Source organism: Nocardioides limicola (genome assembly GCF_016827675.1).
In the GTDB taxonomy this organism is placed as follows: domain Bacteria; phylum Actinomycetota; class Actinomycetes; order Propionibacteriales; family Nocardioidaceae; genus Nocardioides; species Nocardioides limicola.
The window spans coordinates 20,483-41,534 of the sequence record NZ_JAERJA010000013.1 but is presented as its reverse complement, the minus strand read 5'-3'; the positions used below and the strand labels follow the sequence as shown (position 1 = coordinate 41,534).

Below are 21,052 nucleotides of genomic sequence, written 5' to 3'. Positions count from 1 at the left end.
CCTGGCATGGTGAAGCCGGTCACCGAGGTCGGGGGCTACCCGACCTCGGTGACCGGCTCGACGTGCACCTCGAAGTTGACCGACGCGGCGATGAAGCAGTTGTGGTGGGCCTCGGCGTGGATCCGGGTGGCCACCTCGATCTGATCGGGGTCGGTGATCCGCACCCGGGGCCGCAGCAGCACCGAGGTGAAGTGGCCACCCTGACCGGCCTGGGCCATCGTGCCCACCGGTGAGTCGGCGTACGCCGTGACGACCACGCCGTGGTTGACCGCCGAGTGCAGGTAGGAGAGCAGGTGGCACTGCGCCAGCGCACCCACCAGCAGCTCCTCGGGGTTCCACCGGTCCGCGTCGCCCCGGAAAGTGGGGTCGGCCGAGCCGGCCAGGTCGGCCTTGCCGGCGGCACTGAGCAGCACCTGGCGACCGTAGTCGCGGTAGCCGGTGGTCCCGGAGCCGCGGTTGCCCTGCCAGGTGAGGTCGAGGGTGTAGCGGTGGTCCACCGTCGGTTCAGGCGCCGCCGGCGACCGCGGGGATCACCGAGATCTGGGTGCCGGCCGGGGTCGGCGTGTCCAGGTTCTGCAGGAAGCGGACATCGTCGTTGCCGACGTACACGTTGACGAAGCGCCGCAGGTCGCCGTTGTCGTCGAGGATCCGGCCCTTGATCCCGGCGAAGCTGGCGTCCAGGTCGTCCAGCACCGCTGCCAGGGTGTCACCGGTCGCGGTGACCTCGGACTCCCCGCCGGTGTACGTGCGCAAGATGGTGGGGATGCGGACGGAAACGCTCACTGCTCTGCTCCTAGGTTCGTGGTTGCTCAGATGATGCCGGACGACCGGAAGGAGTCGTACGTCGGCTCGATGGTGGCGGCGGCGCCGACCCGGTCGGAGATGGCGTCCAGGGTCTTCAGTCCGTGGCCGGTGTTGATCACCACGGTCTCCAGGTTCGGGTCCAGTTGGCCGGTCTCGACGAGCTTCTTCAGGACGCCGACGGTGGTGCCGCCAGCGGTCTCGGTGAAGATGCCTTCGGTGCGGGCCAGCAGCACGATCGCCTCGCGCACCTGCTCGTCGCTGATGTCTTCGACGGTGCCGCCGGTACGCCGGCAGATGTCGAGCACATAGATCCCGTCGGCGGGGTTGCCGATCGCCAGGCTCTTGGCGATGGTGTCCGGCTTCACCGGCCGGATCACCTGGTGGCCCTCCTTGAACGCGACCGAGACCGGCGAGCAGCCGGTCGCCTGGGCGCCGAACACCGTGTAGGGCTTCTCCTCGACGAGGCCGAGCTTGATCAGTTCCTGGAAGGCCTTGTCGACCTTGGTCAGCTGGGAGCCGGAGGCCACCGGGATCACGATCTGGTCGGGCAACCGCCAGCCCAGCTGCTCGGCGATCTCGTAGCCGAGCGTCTTGGAGCCCTCGGCGTAGTAGGGCCGGACGTTGACGTTGACGAAGGCCCAGCCGTCCTCCTCGCCGGCGATCTCGGAGGCGAGCTTGTTGACGTCGTCGTAGTTGCCGTTCACGGCCACCAGCGAGTCGGTGTAGATGGCGGAGTTGACCTGCTTGGGCTGCTCGAGGTTGGCGGGGATGAAGACCACGGTCTTGATGCCGGCCCGGGCGCCGGCGGCGGCGACGGCGTTGGCCAGGTTGCCGGTGGAGGGGCAGGCGAAGACCTTGGCATCGAACTCGCGGGCCGCGCTCAGCGCGCAGGCCACCACCCGGTCCTTGAACGAGTTGGTCGGGTTGGTGGAGTCGTCCTTGACCCAGAGGTTGGTGATGCCCAACTCGGCGCCGAGGTTGTGGGCCTTGAGCAGCCGGGTGAAGCCGGGCTCCATGTTCGGCGAGTCCACGATGTCGGAGGGCACCGGCAGCAGCGTCTTGTAGCGCCAGATGTTGGCCGGACCGGCCTCGATCTCCTCGCGGGTGATGGCCGGGAAGTCGTAGGCGATCTCCAGCGGCCCGAAGCACTCCGTACAGGCGTAGTGGGGGCCCAGCGGGATCTGGTGGCCGCATTCGCGACAGGCGAGTCCGGTGGCGTGCCCGAAAGCACCCTCGCGGAGCCCGGACGTTGGTTCGGTGATCACAGCGCTCATGAAGTCCTCCTTCTCATCTACCCCGCGGCTGCGGGACGGAATTAGCACCGTTTCCACGACTGTGACTCGGGTGAGCACAGGAGGATCGTGGCGGTTGCCGGGACTTCGTCGGGCCGTTCCCTCAGTCCCTCTCGATGAGCTGCGCTCAGCCTACGCGGGTGTCTCACGATGCGCACATCGCGTCCGCCGATTGAGATCGACTAGCCTGCCGCAGGTGATCTCCCGCCTTGCCGTCTTCCTGGGATCCCGCGACGGCGCCCACCCCCGTTGGCGCCAGCTCGCCTATGACACCGGAGCCGGGCTTGCCCGTCGCGACATCGAGCTCGTGTACGGCGGCGGGGGCAGTGGTCTGATGGGCGCACTGTCCCAGGGGGTGATCGACCACGGTGGCCGGGTGATCGGGGTGATCCCGGCGTTCATGGTCGATCGTGAATGGGGTCGGGTCGGCGACGAGCCCGGAGTGACCACGCACGTGGTCGAGACCATGCACGAGCGCAAGGCGCTGATGACCGAGCTGGCGGATGCGTTCCTGGTGCTGCCGGGCGGCCTCGGCACCCTGGAGGAGCTCTTCGAGGTGTGGACCTGGCACACCCTCGACCTGCACGCCAAGGCGTTGGGGCTGCTCGATCCTGCCGGCTTCTGGGACCACCTGGTGACCCTGCTCGGGCAGTTGGCCGGACATGGATTCATGAACGCCGAGACGGTCGAGGCGCTGGTGGTCGAGCGCGATCTGGACGCGGCGTTGGCCGGCCTCACGACGCGTCTGCGGTGAGCTGACGCAGCAGCTCCAGCACTCCCTCGGGGCCGGGCACCACCACGTCGGCCCGCTCGGCGAGCGCGCTCTCCTCCTCCGAGGCCGAGCAGACCAGCAGCGTGGCGAGCCCCGAGTCGGCCAACTCCTCGACCGCATCGAAGGCCTCGACATCACCCAGGTCGTCGCCGGCGAAGAGGAAGCCGCCGGCCTGGATCCGCGCGGCCAACTGGTGCACCGCGATGCCCTTGTGCATCCCGGCCGAGCGGACCTCGATCACGTTCCGGCCCGGCTCCAGCATCAGGTCGTGCCGGGTGGCCAGCGCCCGGAGTCGCGGCAACAGCGCCCGGAAGGCGGTCTCCGGGTCGTCCAGTCGACGGGTGTGCACCGCCACCGCCAGTCCCTTCTCCTCCACGAACGCATCCTGGACACCGGCCGCACGCAACTCCCGGGGCAGGTCGCGCTGGAAGGAGGCGAGCCCGTGCGGGGGGAGCGGGGTGCGCACGTAGGGCTGCGACGACGACCACCGCTCGTTGCCGTACTGGCCGAAGACGTGGAGTTCGTGCCCCCGGGCCGCGATCTCCTCGCCGACCTCGTCCAGGCCCCCCAGTGCCACCGCCTGTCGGGCGGGGCGACCGGTGATCACCGCAACGGCGCCGACCACGTCGGCGAGGTCGACCAGCACTCGGTGCGCCTCGGGGTGGATGTGCGCGGCTTCGGGGTCGGCCACGATGGGGGCCAGGGTGCCGTCGAAGTCGAGTCCGACCACCGTCCGGGCGGCGACGGCGACGACCTCGTCGTACCTGCTGCGCGCCTCAGCCGAGGTGAACTCCATGGGTCCACCCCATCACACCGTGCCTGACTCAGGCGAAGTCGGCCGTGAGGATGACTGTGAGCCGATCCATCCGCATCGGGTCCACTGCCGGCATCACCCGGGAGATACCGAGGTCGTTGGCGAGCGCCTCGGCCTCCTTGGCCATCCCCTGGGGGTGGTAGACGGTGGCCGCGGGGATGGTGCCGTACCAGTTGTCGGAGCCGACCACCTGCCAGCCGATCCCGGTCAGCGTGTCGGAGGTGCGACCGGCCAGCCCGGCGATGCCGGAGTTGTTGTAGACCTCCACCAGCACCTCACCGCGCTGCACCGCCTGCGCGGCCTCACGCTGCTGCCGGCGACGCTCCTGGCGACGCTCGCGCCTGGCCTCGGCTTCGGCCTCCGCTTCCGCGGCGGCATCCTCGGTGGACTCAGGCGCGGCGGCCTGGACGATCTGCTCGGGTTCACCGGTGTCCCAGGTGACCCCGAAGGCGAGGGCGGCCATCGCCACCGCGATGATGCTGAGCATCACCACGGGTGAGTTGAGGGCCACTCCTTGTTGGTCTCGCCGCCGGCGGGGGAAGTGCATGGCAGCGGGCTCCTCTCAGGCGTCGAAGCCGAGTCGGCGGGCAGAGCGTTGCCGCTGGCGGGCGGCACGCAGGCGGCGCAGGCGGCGCACCAGCAGCGGGTCCGCTGCCAATGACTCCGGCTTGTCGATGAGCGCGTTGAGCACCTGGTAATAGCGGGTCGAGGACATGTCGAACTGGTCCCGGATCGCTTGCTCCTTGGCCCCGGCGTACTTCCACCACTGGCGCTCGAAGGCGAGGATCTCGGTGTCCCTCTCGGACAGTTCGCGGCATTCGCCGATCTCGTGCGTGCTGCTCAGGGCGACGTCCATCGCTTCCCTCGTTCCCATGACAACTACCTGGACCCCCATCCTAGGCACTGAACCACACCGTTGTCATTCGCCCCGCCGGATCGAACCGAACTGCCCGGTCAGGGACCCTCCCCGGGTGGGCGGCTACCGCTAGGCTGCCTGATGTGATCAGCGCCGACCTCGTCGTCCTGGCCAACCGGCTGCCGGTTGACCAGGTCACCGAGGCGGACGGCAGCACCACCTGGCGGACCTCACCGGGCGGTCTGGTCGCCGCGCTGGAGCCGGTGATCCGGGAGCAGCGTGGGGCCTGGATCGGCTGGCCCGGGAACGCCGACGCCGACATCGACCCGTTCATGCTCAACGGGATGCAACTGGTCCCGATCACTCTCACCGCCTGTGAGGTGGAGGAGTTCTACGAGGGCTTCTCCAACGCCAGCCTGTGGCCGCTCTACCACGACCTGGTCGCCAAACCGGAGTTCCACCGGGAGTGGTGGGACGCCTACGTGCGGGTGAACCGCCGGTTCGCGGAGCGGGCGGCGATGATCGCCAGCGAGGGCGCCACCGTCTGGGTGCACGACTACCAGTTGCAGTTGGTCCCGCAGATGCTGCGGGAGATGCGTCCCGACCTCCGGATCGGGTTCTTCCTGCACATCCCCTTCCCCCCTGCCGAACTCTTCCAGCAACTGCCGTGGCGTCGGCAGATCCTCGAGGGGCTGCTCGGTGCCGACCTGGTCGGCTTCCAACTCTCGGGGGCCGCCGCCAACTTCGTCCGGCTGGTCCGGCAGCGGGTCGGGCACCGGACCCAGCGGGACATGGTCCACCTTCCCGACGGTCGCGCGGTCAGAGCGGCAGCCTTCCCGATCTCGATCGACACCGCCGGCTTCACCGAACTGGCGGCCTCACCACCGGTCGCGGCCCGGGCCACCGAGATCCGCCGGATGCTCGGCCACCCGGCCAAGATCTTCCTGGGCATCGACCGGCTCGACTACACCAAGGGCATCTACCCGCGACTGCGGGCGTTCGCAGAGTTGATCACCGACGGGCACCTGTCCACCGAGGACGCCGTCTTCGTCCAGGTGGCCACGCCGTCGCGGGAGCGGGTCGAGCAGTACCGACTGCTCCGCGATGAGGTCGACCGGCTGGTCGGCCGGATCAACGGCGATCTGGGCCGGATCGGCCGTCCGGCCATCTCCTACCTGCACTCCTCCTACCCCCGGGAGGAGATGGCGGCCCTCTACCGAGTGGCGGACGTGATGGTGGTGACCCCGTTCACCGACGGGATGAACCTGGTGGCCAAGGAGTACGTCGCCTGCCGCCTCGACGACGACGGCGCCCTGGTGCTGTCGGAGTTCGCCGGCGCAGCCCAGGAGCTGCGTCAGGCCTGGCAGGTCAACCCCTACGACATCGACGGCATCAAGGCCGCACTGCTGGACGCCTACCACGCCGATCCCAAGGAGATCACCCGGCGGATGCGGGCGATGCGCCGGACCGTCCGGGAGAAGGACGTGGACGCGTGGGCCGCCCGCTTCCTCGACGAGTTGATGGGTCGGCCGGCACCGCGTCCATAGCGCGACGTGACCTCTCTCGTTGAGCCTGTGTGGCGCCTGGTCGCGGGGCGGCGCCACGACCGCAGCCGTGAAGTGAAGGGATCTCCCGTGCAGACTGCCTCTGCCACGTCCACCTCCTACCGACGACCGGGGGGTCGCGCCAGACGCGCAGCGCTCCGGATGGCCCTGGTCGCCCTGGTGGCCGGCCTGGCGACGGTGGTGGCCACACCGGCACAGGCGGCGACGGTGACCAGCGTTGCCTGGGACCGCGCTGCCGCCGACTACAACGGCAGTGCCACGCTGACCGTCGACACGAGTTCGCCCACCGCCACCGTGGTGCTGTTCTGGCAGTACCCCGACGGCACCACCGGCAACGCCTGCAAAGACGCCCTGGGCGGCCAGGCGAGCCACACGTTCACCAACATCACCGAAGTGCTTGACGTCCGCGTCGGCGCCGCGGCCAGTTGTGTACCCACCCACGAGCAACAGCGCACCCGACTCAAGATCCGACCCAAGGTCACCCTGAACACCGCCACCCGGATCTCCCGGCAACTGCTCGCCAGTCCAGCGAACACGTCGGTGCTGCCGAGCCGCAACTACGTGCTGGAGCGGCGGCTCACCGCCACCGGCGCCTGGCAGGTGGTCCCGGCCGACCAGCACGTCTTCCGCAACACGCCCGGGACGATGTGGGTGCGGGCCCGGGTCGACGGCAACCGGGACACGGTGACGGCGTACTCCAACATCGTGAAGGTCACCGTGGACCGCAACAACGTGCCGGCCTGGCTGAAGCGGTTGAACAGGTTCCGCAAGCAGTACGGAGCGCCGCGGGCAGCGGAGAACCCCGACCTGACCTCCTGGGTGCAACGGCACGTCACCTACATGGTCCGCAACAACGAGCTCACCCATGCCGAGAACCCCAACAACCGTTGGTACACCGTCGAGGGCGCCACCGCCGGCCGCGCGTCGGCCATCAACCACGGCGGCCGTCCGGCTGCGACGCTGGCTCGGTGGATGACCCAGCCGTTCAAAGCGATGGCCCTGCTCAACCCGGAGGCCACACTGGCCAGCTGGGCCTCGGCCAGCCGGTACTCGGCACTGTGGCCACAGCGGCAGAACGTCAACGTCGACCGCTTCGGCAGCCCGTCGCGCCCCTACACGTTCCCCGGGCGCGGCGCGAAAGCCCCTCGGCGGATCTCCCAGGGCGACTGGCCGAGCCCCTACACCTCCTGCCCGGCCCGCTATCGGCAGCGTCTCGCTGCCGGCGGCACCGGTGCGCCGGTGCTCTTCTCGTTCGGCAGCGACGGTGTCGCGCCGCGGAACGTGAGCGCTCGGTTGCGGGTCGGCGGCAAGCGGGTGCCCGTCTGCGTGATCACCTCGCGCACCTACAAGAACCCGAAGACCCACGAGCGCAGGCTGGCCCGCAAGATGATGCGGGTCAACCAGCACACCGTGGTGCTGCTGCCACTGCACCCGCTGGCGAGAGGACGGCACACCGCCGTGGTGTGGGCGGACGGCAAGCGTCACGTCTCGCGTTTCCGCGTCGGATGAGCCCACACAACGCTGGGGTGGGTACGGTGCCCCCATGGATCTGATCCCCAAGCCCGATCAGGTCGCCGCCGCGGCCAGCAACGTGGCCCACAAGCTGCTCTACGGCGGCGTGGCCGACCTCCGGCCGATGGCGCGCACCCTGATCGACGAGGGGCAGTTGCGCGAGCTCTACCACTACCGGCCGGTGGCCGGCGTACCGTCACGGGGCGGGCCGGTGCTGCTGGTGACCCCGCTGGCGGCACCGTCGCTCTGCTTCGATCTTCGCCGCGGCTGCTCGCTGGTCGAGCACCTGGTGAACGAGGGCCGCCCCACCTACCTGGTGGAGTACGGCCGGGTGTCGTTCTCGGACCGGAACCTGGGCATGGAGCACTGGATCGACGAGGTGGTGCCTACCGCCATCCTGGAGGCGTCCAAGCACGCAGGAGGCCAACCGGTGCATGTGGTGGGCTGGAGCCTGGGGGGAATCTTCTCGGTGCTCACCGCGGCCGACCGCCCCGACCTGCCGATCGCCTCGGTCACGGTGGTGGGGTCACCGTTCGACGTGAAGCAGGTGCCGCTGGTGGCGCCGATCCGGCCACTGCTCAACATCAGTGACGGGAAGCTGGTCACCCGTGGCTATCGGATGCTGGGCGGGGCGCCGCAGCCGCTGGTGCGGTGGGCGTTCCAACTCTCGGCCTTCCAGAAGCTGGTGACCAAGCCGCTGGCGCTGGCCAGCCATCTCGATGACGCCGACTTCCTGGCTCAGATCGAGGCCGTGGACCGGTTCACCGCCAACATGATCGCCTACCCAGGTCGGACCTTCGGCCAGCTGTACCACCGCTTCGTGCGCGGCAACGCGCTGGTGGCCGGGGTGATCTCCTTCGGCGACCGGACGATCGAGGTGGCACGCCTGGACAAGCCCACGCTGGTGTTCGCCGGTGCCGGCGACGGGATCGCCCCGATCCGGGCGGTGCAGGCGCTGATGCCGCTGCTGACCGGGGCGCCGGAGGCGCGGTTCGAGGTGGTCCCCGGCGGGCACCTGGGCATGCTCACCGGCCGGGCCGCCCGGGGCAGCACCTGGCGGGTGCTGGACGAGTGGATCGACCAGTGGAGCTCGCCGGCACCGCGGCAGTCGAAGCCGCGTCGCAAGGGGCCGGCGCAGACCACTGCCCAGCGCGACGGGATCGGTTCGAACCCGGCGCGCCGCTACGGCTCGAAGTCGTCCCGCTCCCTGGCGCCCTGACTCGACCGGATCAGCGCACCGACCAGTCGACCGGTTGACCGCCCTGCTCGACCAGGAGACGGTTCACCCGGGAGAACGGCCGCGAGCCGAAGAACCCCCGTGAGGCCGACAGCGGCGACGGGTGGGCCGACGCCACCGTGGGCACCTGACCCAGCATCGGCGCCAGCGACTGGGCGTCCCGGCCCCACAGGATCGCGGACAGTGGACCACCCCGGCGAACCAGTGCGTCGATCGCCTGGTCGGTGACCTGCTCCCAGCCCCGGCCACGGTGCGACGCGGAGTGGCCCGGCTGCACGGTGAGCACCCTGTTGAGCAGCATCACTCCCTGGTCGGCCCAACTGCTCAGGTCACCGTGGCTGGCCGCCGGCAGGCCCAGGTCGGTGCCGAGTTCGGTGTAGATGTTGGCCAGGCTGCGCGGGATCGGGGACACCTCGCGGGCCACCGAGAAGCTCAACCCGACCGGGTGGCCCGGGGTCGGATACGGGTCCTGCCCGACGATCAGCACCCGCACCTGGGCCAGCGGCCGCGCGAACGCCCGGAGCACCTGCTCCCCCGCCGGCAGATAGCCGCGACCGGCTGCGACCTCCTCCCGGAGGAACTGCCCGAGCCGGGCGATCTGCTCCTCCACCGGCGCCAGCGCCTCGGCCCAGTCGCCCGCCATCAGACCCTTGTCAACCAGCCCTGCCAGCGTTCCCATGCCCGCGAGGGTAGCGGTGCGCCCCGAGGGGACCGATACCCGTATAGTTGAAGCATAAATTACCTTCGGCTACGATGACTGACATGACCGAGTCCCGGATGCCGGCCCTGTATATCGGCCACGGCGCGCCCCCGCTGCTGGACGACCCGGTGTGGTCGGGGCAGTTGGCCGGCCTGGCCGCAGGGTTGCCCCGACCCCGCGCGATCCTGATCGTCAGTGCACACTGGGAGGCAGCGCCGATCAGCCTCTCAGCCAGCGGCGCGCCACTGGTCTATGACTTCGGGGGGTTCGCCGAGAAGTTCTACCGGATGACCTATCCGACTCCGGACGCCGCGTGGCTGGCGCAGCGGGTCACCGCACTGCTCCCGGACGGACAGCCGGTGCACCAGCATGCGTCCCGCGGCCTCGACCACGGCGCCTGGGTGCCCCTGAAGATCATGTACCCCGAGGCCGACATCCCGGTCCTGCAGATGTCACTGCCGACCCAGGACCCGTACCGACTGCTCGGCATCGGCCAGCGACTCCGGGAACTGCGCGACGAAGGGGTACTGGTGATCGGCTCGGGCTTCCTCACCCACGGACTGCCGTTCCTCACCTCCTGGCGCATCGATGCCGAGGCGCCCGGATGGTCGTCGGAGTTCGACTCCTGGGCCGGCGAGGCGCTGGCCCGCGGCGACGTCGACGAGTTGGCGGCGTACCAGACCCGAGCCCCTGGGATGCCGTACGCGCACCCCACCGTTGAGCACTACACGCCCCTGTTCATCACGCTGGGTGCCGCGACCCGCGCCGACCAGCCCGGGGAGCAACTCTTCGACGGCTTCTGGATGGGTCTGTCGAAGCGCTCCCTGCTGGTCGCCTGAAACGGCCGTCAGCCGCGCAACGCCAACTCGGCGGCCCGGTCACCGATCATGATCGACGGCGCGTTGGTGTTGCCGCCGATGATGCTCGGCATGATCGAGGCGTCCGCGACCCGGAGCCCTTCGACCCCGCGCACCCGCAGTTGCGGGTCCACCACGGCCCGCTCGTCCACACCCATCCGGCAGGAGCCGACACCGTGATAGACGGTGGTCGCCCGGTTGGTCAGCTCCTCCTCGAGCGACTCGCCGGTGATCGCCGGCCCGGGGTGCAGCTCGCCCTTCACGTTGCCACCGAAGGCCGCGGACCACATGATCTCGCGGATGATCTCGACGCCCTCGATCAGCGTCTTGCGGTCCGCCGGGTCGGCCAGGTAGTTGAAGTCGATCAGCGGCGCGGCCGTGGGGTCGGCGCTGGCCAGCCGGAGCGTGCCGCGGCTCTTGGGATAGATCAGCGTCGACATCACCGTCAACGCGGAGCGGCGGTCCACCGTGTGCCGGATCGGCGCGTCCTGGTTCGGGGACGGGTAGGCCCACGGGAGCACGTGGATCTGCAGGTCCGGAACGTCGGTGGCCTGCGAGGTGCGGACGAACCCGGTGACCTCGAAGACCCCGTTGGCCAGGAACGAGGTCCCGGGCTTGAGGACCTCCTTGGCCAGGCCGCGGGCGAAGTACGTCGGGATGCCGCGGTGCTTGGCATTGGGCATGATCCAGGTGGTGGGCACGAACATGTGGTCGTGCAGGTTGTCGCCGACCGGCAGATCGGCGACCATCTCGATCCCGTGCTGGGCCAGGTGGGCGGCCGGGCCGATTCCCGACAGCATCAGGATCTGGGCCGACCCGAAGACCCCCGCGGAGAGGATCACCTCACGGCCGGCCCGGATGGTCCGCCGCTGGCCGCCGGCGTCGATCACCTCGACACCGGTGGCGCGGCCGGCCTCGATCACCACCCGGGCGACGTGCACCCGGGTCTGGACGTGCAGGTTCTCCCGCTCCTTCCCGAACAGGTAGCTGCGTGAGGAGCTGTAGCGGGTCGCGTCGGCCACACTCTGCTGGAACCAGCCGACCCCCTCCTGCGAGGCGCCGTTGTAGTCGTCGAGGACCTTCACACCCAGGGTGTCCGAGGTGGCCTGGATGAACTGGGCCGAGGCCTCGGTGGGTGCCCCGTGACGGGTCACCTTGACCGGGCCGCCGGCGCCACGGTAGTCGTTGGCGCCGTCCTCGAAGTCCTCGATCCGGCGGTAGACGTCGTTGACGCTGTCGGCGTCCCACCCCTCGCAGCCCTCGGCCGCCCAGGCGTCGTAGTTGGCCCGGTTGCCGCGCACCCAGAGCATGCCGTTGATCGAGCTGGACCCGCCGAGCACCTTGCCGCGGGGCTGCGGCAGCTTGCGGTTGCGCGCGTGCGGCTGGGGCACGGTGTAGTAGTCCCAGGAGACGGACTTCTTGAACTGCGGGACCTGGTGCATCGGTCCGACCATGCCGGGCTTGCGGACCAGGTAGCGGTCATCGTTCCCACCGGCCTCGAGGAGGATCACCGAGGCTCCGGACTCCGCCAGTCGCCCTGCGGCGGCCGCTCCGGCACTGCCTGCACCGACGACCACGTAGTCGGCCTCGTTGATCTGCGGCTTCTTCGCCATGGAACCTCTCCCTGTCGTGACCTGGCACACACTGCTGAGATACTGTAACGCGTTCTAGTTTCCCATACCAGAGGTACGCCGCAGCAATTCCCCACCAGCCCTCCCGCTGCCACGATAGGGCCATGCGAGTGCTGTCGATCCAGTCCCAGGTGAGCTACGGGTACGTCGGCAACACGGTGGCGACCTTCGTCCTGCAGCGACTGGGCCACCAGGTGTGCGCCGTCCCGACCGTCTGCTACTCCAACCACACCGGCTACCCCGGCTGGCGGGGACACGCCCTCACCCCCGCCCAGGTCCGGGATCTCATCGACGGTCTCGACGACCTGGACGCGCTCGCCGAGATCGACCTGGTGCTCACCGGCTACCTCGGCGACCCGTCCATGGTCGCAGTGGTCGCCGAGACCGTCGATCGGGTCAGGGCGGCGAATCCGGCCGCGCGATACGCATGCGACCCGGTGCTCGGCGACACCGACAGCGGGCTCTACGTGCCCGCACAGGTGCCCGATCAGGTCGCCACCCTGCTGATCCCGGCGGCAGACCTGGTCATCCCGAACCGGTTCGAGCTCGGCGTACTCACCGGACACCCGACCGACAGTCTGGCCGCCACCCTGGTAGCGGCCGACCTGCTCCGCGACGCCGGACCCACGGCGGCGCTGGTGACCAGCGTGGTCCCCGAGCCCGACCCGGGCCTGGACGACGGCACCGTGATCGGGATGCTGGCGGTCACCGGGTCGGGTGCCTGGCTGGTGGAGACCCCCCAACTCCCGGGCGCCTTCCCGGGCGCCGGCGATCTGACGGCCGCGTTGGCGGTGGCCCGGTGGTACGTCGAGGAGCCGGCGTCCGTGCTGGCCAGCACCGCCTCCGGGATCCACGCGGTGGTTGCCGCCTCGCACGCGGCTGGCTCCAGCGAGCTGTGGGTGGTGGAGGCCCAACAGGCCTTCGTGGAGCCGGGGCGCGAGTTCGCGGTGCACCGGGTCCGCTGACCGACCTACCTGCAACACCATGTGACATCTACCTATTGCGCGCGACACGGTGTTGCAGTAACTTCGGGGCTACGCATCCACCGAAGAGGGGACCTGAGATGACCATGACCGTGGGCGAGCACCCGCAGAGCTACGAAGAGACCCTGCAGACCCTGTCGGAGGCGTCGGTGCACCAGCACTTCGATGCCTTCCTGGACGTCCCCTGGGACGATCCCGAGTACGCCGTGGACGTGAACGACCCACGGTGGGTGCTGCCGAAGGTCGACACCCTGGGCGCCACTGAGTGGTACCAGTCGCTCCCCCGCGAGCGACAGATCGCCATCGGCATCTACCGGCAGGCCAACGTCGTGAAGGTCGGGCTGCAGTTCGAGCAGATCCTGATCGCCGGGCTGATGCATCACGCGTTCAAGTTGCCCAACAACCGGCCCGAGTTCCGGTACTCCACCCATGAGGCGACCGAGGAGTGCCACCACACCCAGATGTTCCAGGAGTTCGTGAACCGGAGCGGCCAGAACGTCCCGGGCGGTCCACGTTGGTTCCTGCGAGTGGCCCCGCTGATGCCGCTGGCGGCGGGCGCCTGGCCGTTCATCTTCTTCATCGGGGTCCTCGGCGGCGAGGAACCCATCGACCACGTGCAGAAGAACATGCTGCGCAGCGACGCACAGCTGCACCCGCTGCTGCAGCGGATCATGCAGATCCACATCGCCGAGGAGGCGCGCCACATCGGCTTCGCCCATCAGTACATCGAGCACCGGGCGCCGCGACTCAACCGCCGCCAGCGGGCGGTGGTCTCGGTGGTCAGCCCGATCGTGCTGCGACTGCTCGTCGATGCCATCGCTGTGCCCAACCGGCAGGCACTGCGGGAGATGGGCGTGCCCCGCAAGGTGGCCCGCCAGGTCTGGTGGCGCAGCGAGGAGTCGCAGAAGCTGCTGCGCGACATGCTCGGCGACGTCCGGATGCTGATGGAGAACGCCGACCTGATGAACCCGGTCGCGCGCCGGGTCTGGCGGCTGATGGGCATCGACGGCCGCCCCAGTCGCTTCCGCAGCGAACCCACCCCGGCGGCTGCCTGAGATGTCCTACGTCGTCACCCAGTCCTGCTGCGCCGACGCCTCCTGCGTCGTCGCCTGCCCGGTCAACTGCATCCATCCGACTCCGGGCGAGCCAGGATTCGCCGAGGCCGAGATGCTCTATATCGACCCGGCGTCGTGTGTCGGGTGCGGCGCCTGCACCACGGCCTGCCCGGTGGGCGCGATCCTCCCCACCAGTGCGCTCAGCCCGGGACAGGAGCCGTTCCGGCTGCTGAACGCGGAGTACTACGACACGTTCGAGCTCCCCGACCGCACTCCGCTGGCCCTGGTGCCCACGCAGCGCCGGCTGGCCCGGCCGGGGCCGTTCCGGGTGGCGATCGTCGGGGCCGGGCCTGCGGGTCTCTACACCGCCGATGAACTGTTGAAGCACCCCGAGATCGAACGCGTCGATGTCTACGATCGGTTGCTGACGCCGTACGGACTGGTCCGGCACGGCGTCGCCCCCGACCATGCCGCGACCAAGAAGGTGACCCGCCTCTTCGAGGCGATCGAGCGAGACCCCCGGTTCGGCTACGTCCTCGGCATCGAGATCGGCCGGGACCTCACCGTGGCCGAGCTGCGGGAGCGCTATCACGCGGTGGTGTTCGCCGTCGGCGCGACCACGGATCGCCGGCTGGACATTCCCGGCGAGCAGTTGCCCGGATCACTGTCGGCCACCGACGTGGTGCGTTGGTACAACGGCCACCCCGACCTGGCCGGCCTCGAGGTGCCGCTGGACAGTGAGCGGGCCGTGGTGATCGGCAACGGCAACGTGGCCCTCGACGTGGCCCGGATCCTCACCCTGCCCCCGGCCGCGCTCACCGCGACCGACATGGCTCCCGCTCCCCTTGAGGCGCTGCGCCGCAGCCAGGTCCGGGAAGTGGTGGTCATCGGTCGCCGTGGCCCGGCCGAGGCTGCGTTCACGATGCCCGAGCTGATCGGCCTGGCCGGCCTGGACGACATCGACGTGCGGGTGGATCTTGCACCCGAGTCGATCACCGGGAACGACCAGCGCAGTCGACTGGTCCGCGAACTGGCCACCCGCGCTCCCCGACCCGACAGACGCCGGATCGTGCTGCGGTTCGCCGCATCCCCGGTGGAGGTGCTCGGCGGCGACCGGGTGAGCGGCGTACGCCTGGTCGAGAACCGGCTGGTGACCGACGCCGACGGCGTACTGCGCGCCGAACCCACCACCACGACCAGCGACCTCGACGCCGGGCTGGTGATCCGGTCGATCGGCCACCGCGGCCTGCGCGTGGCCGGGCTGCCGTGGGACGAGAAGAGTGGCACGGTCCCCCACCGCCGTGGCCGGGTCGAGGCGGGGGCGTACGTCGTCGGGTGGATCAAGCGCGGCCCCACCGGCTCGATCGGCACGAACAAGTCCTGCGCTCAGGAGACGGTGGCCAGCATCCTCGACGACCTCGACCGCGGCGTACCGGCCCTGGTGGAGGGCGACGCTGCCGATCTGGTCCGCTCCCGACAGCGCGAGGTGGTCGGACTCGCCGAGTGGCGGCGGCTGGATCGGGAGGAGCTCGCCCGCGGGATGGCGGTGGACCGACCACGGCTGAAGATCACCGACGTCGCCGAGCAGCGGCGGGTGGCCGCTGCTCCCACCACGAGACTTCAGCGAGCCCGCACCCCCCGTCCGGCTACCCTCATAGCTACATGATGGTGAAGGGAGCCGGGATGAATGCGGTGCGGCCCAAGGGCGAGGACGGCCGTCGGGTGCGTTGGGAGCAGCACAACCAACAGCGCCGACAGGCCGTCATCGATGCTGCCGTGGCCGTGATCGAAGCCCATCCCCCGGGGCACGAGATCCACGTCCAGCAGATCGCCGACCGGGCGGGCATCAACCGCAGCGTCGTCTACCGGCATTTCACCGACCGGTCCGACCTCGACCTGGCCGTGCAGGACGAGGTCTGCCTCCGGGCCGCCACCGTGGTGCTGGAGGCGATCACCCTCGACGGCACGCCCCGGGAGATCACCCACCGGGTGGTGGACGCCTACATCCGGTGGGCGGTGGCCCACGCGGCGCTGGTCCAGTTCGCCGAGCGACACATTCCCGGCGCGGATCGTCGACCGCTCGACGACACGTTGCAGCAGATCGTCGAGCAGGTGGAGGTCGTCATCGGTGCCTTCGTGCCGATCGTGGGTGGCCGACTCTCCCAGTTCGACCGGGACGCCCTGGATCCCTGGGTGTTCGGGCTGATCGGCGGCTGCTTCGGGGCGGTGCGTCGGTGGAGTTCGCGTGAGGAGTTGTCGCCGGACGTGGACAGTTTCGTCGACCTGGTCACCGACATGGCCTGGTTCCAGATCGAGGGTATGGCCCGCAGCCGCGGGCTGGTGTTGCCCGAGGGCCCGGTGCAGGAGTGGATCGGAGACGTCGGGGCCCTCGCCGGCGAGACGGGCTGAGCGGAGTCGTCGTCAGTCGAGACAGAACTCGTTGCCCTCGACGTCCTGCATCACCAAGCACGACTCCTCGCCGCCCTCGGCCACCAGCAGTCGCACCCTGGTCGCGCCGATCGCGACCAAACGGGTGCATTCGGCTTCCAGGGCCGCCAGCCGCTCCTCGCCCACCAGGCCGGTGCCGACCCGCACGTCGAGGTGGAGCCGGTTCTTGACGACCTTGGCTTCGGGCACGCGCTGGAAGTACAACCGTGGGCCGACACCCGTGGGGTCCATGCCCACGAACCACGACCCCCGGTCCTCCGGCGGCAGCGTGAGCTCGTAGGCCTCCCAGCTCGCGAACCCCTCCGGGGGCGGCGGCGGGACGTACCCCAACGCCTCGCACCAGAAGCGACCCACGCGCTCGGGGTCTGCACAGTCGAAGGTGACCTGGATCTGCTTGACCGACGCCATCGTCCCACCCTAGAGACGGGACCCAGCCGGTCGACACAGGTTTTCCGGCGCAGTGCCGGGAGAAGGCAACCGTGAACGAGTCCGCAGCACACATGGAGAACGGGCTCGACCGTTTGCGGGAATTGCTCGAGGCCGGAGATCCTCCGGGGCGGTCCGTCTGGGCGATGCGGATCCGGAGGGTGACGGTCCTGATTCACATTCGCCTTTAGATAAGGATAGTGAGTTACCCTTATCTATAGGCGTCGGCAAGACAAGGATCGATGTGACACAGACGGACCGGCTCAGGCTCTCCTGGGAAGACGTGGCCTGGGAGCCAACGACGCCTGTCCAGGCGATGGATCGCTCGCGATTGTCGACCGTCGGAAGGCCCTACCGGGCGGCGGTGCCCGCGACCATAGCGCGCATGCGGTTCGCGATCGAGTCGGATGTTGCAGCGAGGGCGGAAGACGCACGGGCGGCGATCACGCGGTTCGACGCTGAACTCTCCGCCATGTTCGACGGGGAGTTCGCTCCCCTCTCCGCAGTCCTGCTTCGGACCGAGTCCGCCTCGTCCTCACAGATCGAGAACATCACTGTCGGCGCGAGGGCCCTGTCGCTGGCCGACATCGGACTGGCCAAGGTCGGGTCGAACGCCAGCCTTGTCCAGGCGAATGTCGCGGCGATGAACCGCGCCCTCGAACTCACCGGCCCCCTCACCCGCCGCCACATCTTGGCCGTCCACGAAGCTCTCATGCACGGCCAGGGCCAAGCCAAGCCGGGGCAGTTTCGCGACCAGCAGGTCTGGATCGGCGGGACCGACTACTCACCACATCGGGCGGACTTCGTCCCGCCGCTGGCTTCGAGGATCGACGGGGCGATCAAGGACCTTTGCGCGTTCTCCGAGCGGACCGACCTCCCCCTGCTGGCACAGGCGGCCCTCGCACACGCCCAGTTCGAAACCATTCACCCGTTCAACGATGGCAACGGCCGCGCGGGTCGAGCCCTCGTCCACCTCATGCTCCGCAACGGTGGAGCGACCACCCGCACCACTGTTCCCGTGTCTGCCGGACTGCTGTCCGACACCGACGCCTACTACGACGCACTGACCGCCTACCGCAGCGGCAACCCGAACCCGATCATCGAAGAGTTCAACCGGGCGACACTCGCCGCCGTTCGCAACGGCCGGCAACTCGCCACCGACCTCACGACGCTGCACGGCGGCTGGGCGAACAACCTCCGAGCCCGCCGGGACGCGGCCGCGTGGCGGGTGCTGCCGTTCCTGCTCCGCCAGCCGTCAGTGACCTCCAAGCTGATCCAGGACACGTTCAAGGTCACCCAGCCGGCAGCCGACAACGCGCTTCGCCAACTCCAGGAGGCCGGAGCCCTCTCCAAGCCCAAGACCGTCCACGGCGAAGCTCAGAAGAGGAACGTCGTCTGGCAGGCGACCGACGTCTTCGACGCTCTCGACCGGTTCGCCGAGCGTGCGCACCGAATCTCGAGGACAGGCTGACCCTTTGCGGCACCGGTTCTGCGCGGCGCCGGTGACAGTGTGCTGGTCCAGTGTGCTGGTTCAGGAGTTGAACCCGCGACATCCTCAGGTCAGGGTGGACGACTTGCTCTAATAGCGCTATGGAGGCCGCTCTCGCCCTGGCACGCACCGCGTATGAGCGTCACGCCTGGCGTGAGGCGTACGACGGCTTCCTGGCGCTGCTTGAGAGCCTGGACGTCGACGACCTCGAGCGTCTTGGCGTCAGCGCCTACCTGGTGGGGATCAACCCCGTCGGCGACGACGCGTGGACGCGCGCCCACCAGGCTCGGCTCGGCTCCGGTGACGTTCCCGGAGCGATGCGCTGCGCCTTCTGGTTGGCCTTCCGGCTCGTCAACGCTTTCGACCAGCCTGAGGGCAACGGCTGGATCGCACGCATCGAACGTCTCGTCGAGCCGGCTGCGCCGGACTCGATCGAGGCGGGTCGGGTGGCCTACCTGACGGGACTCCGGGCGGCCTTCGAGGGTGACCTCGACACCGCCGCGACGGACTTGGCAAGGTCCGCAGAGATAGCCTCGCTGTGGCTCGACGACGAGCTCGCGGCTCTGGCCCGACTCTCGCTCGGTCGGGTGCAGATCTTCCTGGGCGAGATCACGCCCGGCGTCCGACTGCTCGATGAGGCAATGCTGGTCGTGCGGTCGGCGGCGATGTCGCCCATCGCGGTCGGCGACAGCTACTGCACTGCGATCGACGCGTGTTACGACCTCTTCGACGTACAGCGTGGACGGGCGTGGACCAAGGGACTCACGGACTGGTGCGCCCCACAACCCGACCTCGTGCCCTTCGCGGGCGTCTGCCAGGTCCATCGATCGGAGTTCCTCCAACTCGAAGGTGCCTGGGTTGAGGCGATGGCCCAGGCCGGTGTGGCGAGGGCCCGCTTGGCGAAGCCGTTCCGGCAGCTGCCGTACGGCGCTGCGGTCTACCAGCAAGGCGAGCTGCACCGCCTGCTCGGCGAGTTCGACCATGCGGAGGCTTGCTATCGGGAGGCGAGCAGTGCCGGGCGAGATCCACAACCTGGGTTGGCGCTGCTGCGCCTGCGCCAGCGCCGTCGTGAGGACGCGGCTCAGGCCATCGACCGCGCGCTGGCCGAGGCTGAGGACCCCATCGGCCGCTCCTGGCTGTTGGACGCGTTCGTCGAGATCATGCTGGCCAATGACCGTGTGGTCGACGCGAAGTCAGGCGCAGCCGAGCTCGCGGCGGTCGCGTCCGGTCTCTCCTCACCGATGCTCGACGCGGTAGCCCGACGAGCCAGTGGGGCCGTGCGCCTGGCCGAGGATGACCCGAGAGGCGCGTTGGGCGACCTGCGGAAGGCGAGCGACGGCTTCCGCGAGTTGGCTGCGCCGTACGAGGTAGCCAGATGTGCGGTGCTGATCGGTCGCGCTCGCCGGTCCCTGGGCGACGACGAGGGCGCCCGGCTGGAGACCGATGAAGCGCGGGCGACGTTCGAACGGCTCGGAGCCCGCCCGGATCTGGCAGCGCTCGGGGGCGATCGGCCGGCGCAGCTCACGGCGCGGGAGCAACAGGTGCTGCGGCTGGTGGCCGCCGGTCACACCAACCGGTCCATCGGTGCCGAGCTCGGCCTGAGCGAGCGCACAGTCGACCGGCACATGAGCAACATCTTCACCAAACTTGGCGTCTCGTCGCGCGCGGCGGCGACCGCGGCGGCCTACGAGTCCGACCTGCTCTCACGGCGGTACCCACATCAGGGCCCAAACGATCGTGGGTAACTTCGCCGATGCCGCGATCCGCGCGTTCTTCTATCGTCGCAACATCGGGGGAAGGAGGAATCGATGCCCAGCCTGTCGCGGCAGACGGCCGGCGAGTCGATGAGGGTGTTCGGTCCGCGTCGGGGGCGGCGAGGCGAGCGTCCTCATCGCCAACATCCAGCCGGCCGTCGTCCAGTGATCGTCTGCGAAGGAGATCAGTGATGAACGTTTTCTACAAGATGTCCTACCGAGTCGGCTTCCACCCGTGGGAGGACCTGGCCCATCACAAGCCCTTCGCCGACGCGCTCATGGGGCTGTTCGAGCGTGAGGAGCGAGGCAAGGAGCCGCCGTACGGCAAGGCGCTGGACCTCGGCTGCGGCCAGGCGACCTGGGGTGTTCCCCTGGCAAGGCGGGGTTGGCAGGTGACCGGTGTCGACAACGTCCCGAAGGCTGTGGCACGCGCGCAAGAGCACATCCGCGAGGCCGGAGTCGACATTCGGGCGGTGGTCGGCGATGTCACCCACGACCTCGAGTCCGCCGTCGGCTCGGGCTACGACCTGGTGGTCGACACCGGAACGTTCCACGGGCTCAACCCGGAGCAGCGGCTGGCGATGGGGCGCGAGGTCACGGCCATCACGTCGAGGAACGCCACCCTGATCCTCGACTGCTTCGCACCCCGCAACCGTGGCCCGCTGCCCCGCGGGTGCACCCGGGGTGACGTCGAGGAAGCGTTCCCCGACTGGGTGATCACGGACGTCGTCGACGCGGACACCGACCCGGACCCCGTCGCGAAGGCCTTCAAGTTCAGCGAGGTGTTCTACCGGCTCAGCCGAGCACCACAGCCGGCTGACCGCTGATGACGACGGCATAGCTTCCACGAGAACTCG

Annotated in this window: 21 protein-coding genes and 1 riboswitch; of the genes, 12 read left to right on the top strand and 9 right to left on the bottom strand. The window is 69.4% G+C overall.

From position 1 onward, the window contains the following. Nucleotides 1-35 precede the first annotated feature (35 nt). From JKG67_RS18670 to thrC, 3 genes are read right to left on the bottom strand one after another with little or no spacing between them, the layout of a single operon-like run. Nucleotides 36-497 carry an OsmC family protein gene (locus tag JKG67_RS18670; RefSeq protein WP_203338498.1) on the bottom strand — a complete coding sequence of 154 codons (462 nt, stop codon included), beginning with the start codon at nt 495-497 and terminating at the stop codon, nt 36-38. Nucleotides 498-504: 7 nt separating this feature from the next. Further along, nucleotides 505-783 carry a MoaD/ThiS family protein gene (locus JKG67_RS16770; RefSeq protein WP_203338497.1) on the bottom strand — a complete coding sequence of 93 codons (279 nt, stop codon included), beginning with the start codon at nt 781-783 and terminating at the stop codon, nt 505-507. A 26-nt stretch (nt 784-809) separates the two neighbouring features. Then, entirely contained in the window at nt 810-2,078 is a 1,269-nt protein-coding gene (thrC, locus tag JKG67_RS16765; RefSeq protein ID WP_203338496.1) for a threonine synthase, read from the bottom strand. Between the two features lie 10 nt (nt 2,079-2,088). Then, a riboswitch (SAM riboswitch) is annotated at nt 2,089-2,219 on the bottom strand. A 73-nt stretch (nt 2,220-2,292) separates the two neighbouring features. Here thrC and JKG67_RS16760 point away from each other — a divergent pair. Then, nucleotides 2,293-2,850, top strand: a complete 558-nt coding sequence (locus tag JKG67_RS16760; protein ID WP_203338495.1) for an LOG family protein — start codon at nt 2,293-2,295, stop codon at nt 2,848-2,850. Here the strand turns inward: JKG67_RS16760 and otsB are convergent. From otsB to JKG67_RS16745, 3 genes are read right to left on the bottom strand one after another with little or no spacing between them, the layout of a single operon-like run. Beyond that, the gene (otsB, locus tag JKG67_RS16755; protein ID WP_203338494.1) at nt 2,831-3,664 is read right to left on the bottom strand and encodes a trehalose-phosphatase; all 834 of its coding nucleotides are present in this window, start codon (nt 3,662-3,664) and stop codon (nt 2,831-2,833) included. The genes JKG67_RS16760 and otsB overlap by 20 nt on opposite strands. 28 nt (nt 3,665-3,692) lie before the next feature. Next, nucleotides 3,693-4,229, bottom strand: a complete 537-nt coding sequence (locus JKG67_RS16750; protein ID WP_203338493.1) for a LytR C-terminal domain-containing protein — start codon at nt 4,227-4,229, stop codon at nt 3,693-3,695. A gap of 15 nt (nt 4,230-4,244) precedes the next feature. After that, the gene (locus tag JKG67_RS16745; protein WP_203338492.1) at nt 4,245-4,538 is read right to left on the bottom strand and encodes a DUF3263 domain-containing protein; all 294 of its coding nucleotides are present in this window, start codon (nt 4,536-4,538) and stop codon (nt 4,245-4,247) included. A gap of 134 nt (nt 4,539-4,672) precedes the next feature. Here JKG67_RS16745 and JKG67_RS16740 point away from each other — a divergent pair, with 134 nt between their 5' ends. The 3 genes from JKG67_RS16740 (at nt 4,673) to JKG67_RS16730 (ending at nt 8,834) form a co-directional block, all read left to right on the top strand. Continuing rightward, a complete protein-coding gene (locus tag JKG67_RS16740) occupies nt 4,673-6,085 on the top strand; it encodes an alpha,alpha-trehalose-phosphate synthase (UDP-forming) (RefSeq protein WP_203338585.1) in 1,413 nt (470 codons plus the stop codon). 87 nt (nt 6,086-6,172) lie between these two features. Further along, complete coding sequence (locus JKG67_RS19135) at nt 6,173-7,612, top strand: CAP domain-containing protein (RefSeq protein WP_203338491.1); 1,440 nt, start codon at nt 6,173-6,175, stop codon at nt 7,610-7,612. 34 nt (nt 7,613-7,646) lie between these two features. Beyond that, nucleotides 7,647-8,834, top strand: a complete 1,188-nt coding sequence (locus JKG67_RS16730; RefSeq protein ID WP_238998614.1) for a polyhydroxyalkanoate synthase family protein — start codon at nt 7,647-7,649, stop codon at nt 8,832-8,834. 10 nt (nt 8,835-8,844) lie between these two features. Here JKG67_RS16730 and JKG67_RS16725 read toward each other — a convergent pair whose 3' ends face one another. After that, nucleotides 8,845-9,531: a uracil-DNA glycosylase gene (locus JKG67_RS16725; protein WP_203338490.1), complete on the bottom strand. Its 687-nt coding sequence runs from the start codon at nt 9,529-9,531 to the stop codon at nt 8,845-8,847. Between the two features lie 74 nt (nt 9,532-9,605). Between JKG67_RS16725 and JKG67_RS16720 the strand changes: the two genes are divergently transcribed. Further along, nucleotides 9,606-10,391: a dioxygenase family protein gene (locus tag JKG67_RS16720; protein ID WP_203338489.1), complete on the top strand. Its 786-nt coding sequence runs from the start codon at nt 9,606-9,608 to the stop codon at nt 10,389-10,391. Nucleotides 10,392-10,399: 8 nt separating this feature from the next. Here the strand turns inward: JKG67_RS16720 and JKG67_RS16715 are convergent, their stop codons facing one another. Then, nucleotides 10,400-12,022 (bottom strand): GMC family oxidoreductase, encoded by a 1,623-nt coding sequence (locus JKG67_RS16715; RefSeq protein WP_203338488.1) that lies wholly within the window; start codon nt 12,020-12,022, stop codon nt 10,400-10,402. A 122-nt stretch (nt 12,023-12,144) separates the two neighbouring features. On the opposite strand from JKG67_RS16715, the gene pdxY reads away from it, so the two are divergent. The 4 genes from pdxY to JKG67_RS16695 all read left to right on the top strand — a co-directional run bounded on the left by pdxY (nt 12,145) and on the right by JKG67_RS16695 (nt 16,487). After that, a complete protein-coding gene (gene pdxY, locus JKG67_RS16710) occupies nt 12,145-13,005 on the top strand; it encodes a pyridoxal kinase (RefSeq protein WP_203338487.1) in 861 nt (286 codons plus the stop codon). A 98-nt stretch (nt 13,006-13,103) separates the two neighbouring features. Continuing rightward, nucleotides 13,104-14,078: an AurF N-oxygenase family protein gene (locus JKG67_RS16705; protein ID WP_203338486.1), complete on the top strand. Its 975-nt coding sequence runs from the start codon at nt 13,104-13,106 to the stop codon at nt 14,076-14,078. A gap of 1 nt (nt 14,079) precedes the next feature. Then, nucleotides 14,080-15,744 carry an FAD-dependent oxidoreductase gene (locus JKG67_RS16700; RefSeq protein ID WP_203338485.1) on the top strand — a complete coding sequence of 555 codons (1,665 nt, stop codon included), beginning with the start codon at nt 14,080-14,082 and terminating at the stop codon, nt 15,742-15,744. Beyond that, on the top strand, nt 15,741-16,487 hold the full coding sequence (locus tag JKG67_RS16695; RefSeq protein WP_203338484.1) for a TetR/AcrR family transcriptional regulator: 747 nt from the start codon (nt 15,741-15,743) through the stop codon (nt 16,485-16,487). The genes JKG67_RS16700 and JKG67_RS16695 overlap by 4 nt, the downstream gene beginning before the upstream one ends. A gap of 12 nt (nt 16,488-16,499) precedes the next feature. Here JKG67_RS16695 and JKG67_RS16690 read toward each other — a convergent pair whose 3' ends face one another. After that, a complete protein-coding gene (locus tag JKG67_RS16690; RefSeq protein ID WP_203338483.1) occupies nt 16,500-16,934 on the bottom strand; it encodes a VOC family protein in 435 nt (144 codons plus the stop codon). Nucleotides 16,935-17,337: 403 nt separating this feature from the next. Here JKG67_RS16690 and JKG67_RS16685 point away from each other — a divergent pair, with 403 nt between their 5' ends. The 3 genes from JKG67_RS16685 to JKG67_RS16675 all read left to right on the top strand — a co-directional run bounded on the left by JKG67_RS16685 (nt 17,338) and on the right by JKG67_RS16675 (nt 21,022). Further along, nucleotides 17,338-18,423, top strand: a complete 1,086-nt coding sequence (locus tag JKG67_RS16685) for a Fic family protein (protein ID WP_203338482.1) — start codon at nt 17,338-17,340, stop codon at nt 18,421-18,423. 119 nt (nt 18,424-18,542) lie between these two features. Further along, complete coding sequence (locus JKG67_RS16680) at nt 18,543-20,186, top strand: LuxR family transcriptional regulator (protein WP_203338481.1); 1,644 nt, start codon at nt 18,543-18,545, stop codon at nt 20,184-20,186. A 200-nt stretch (nt 20,187-20,386) separates the two neighbouring features. Beyond that, entirely contained in the window at nt 20,387-21,022 is a 636-nt protein-coding gene (locus JKG67_RS16675; RefSeq protein WP_203338480.1) for a class I SAM-dependent methyltransferase, read from the top strand. Nucleotides 21,023-21,052: the final 30 nt, after the last annotated feature.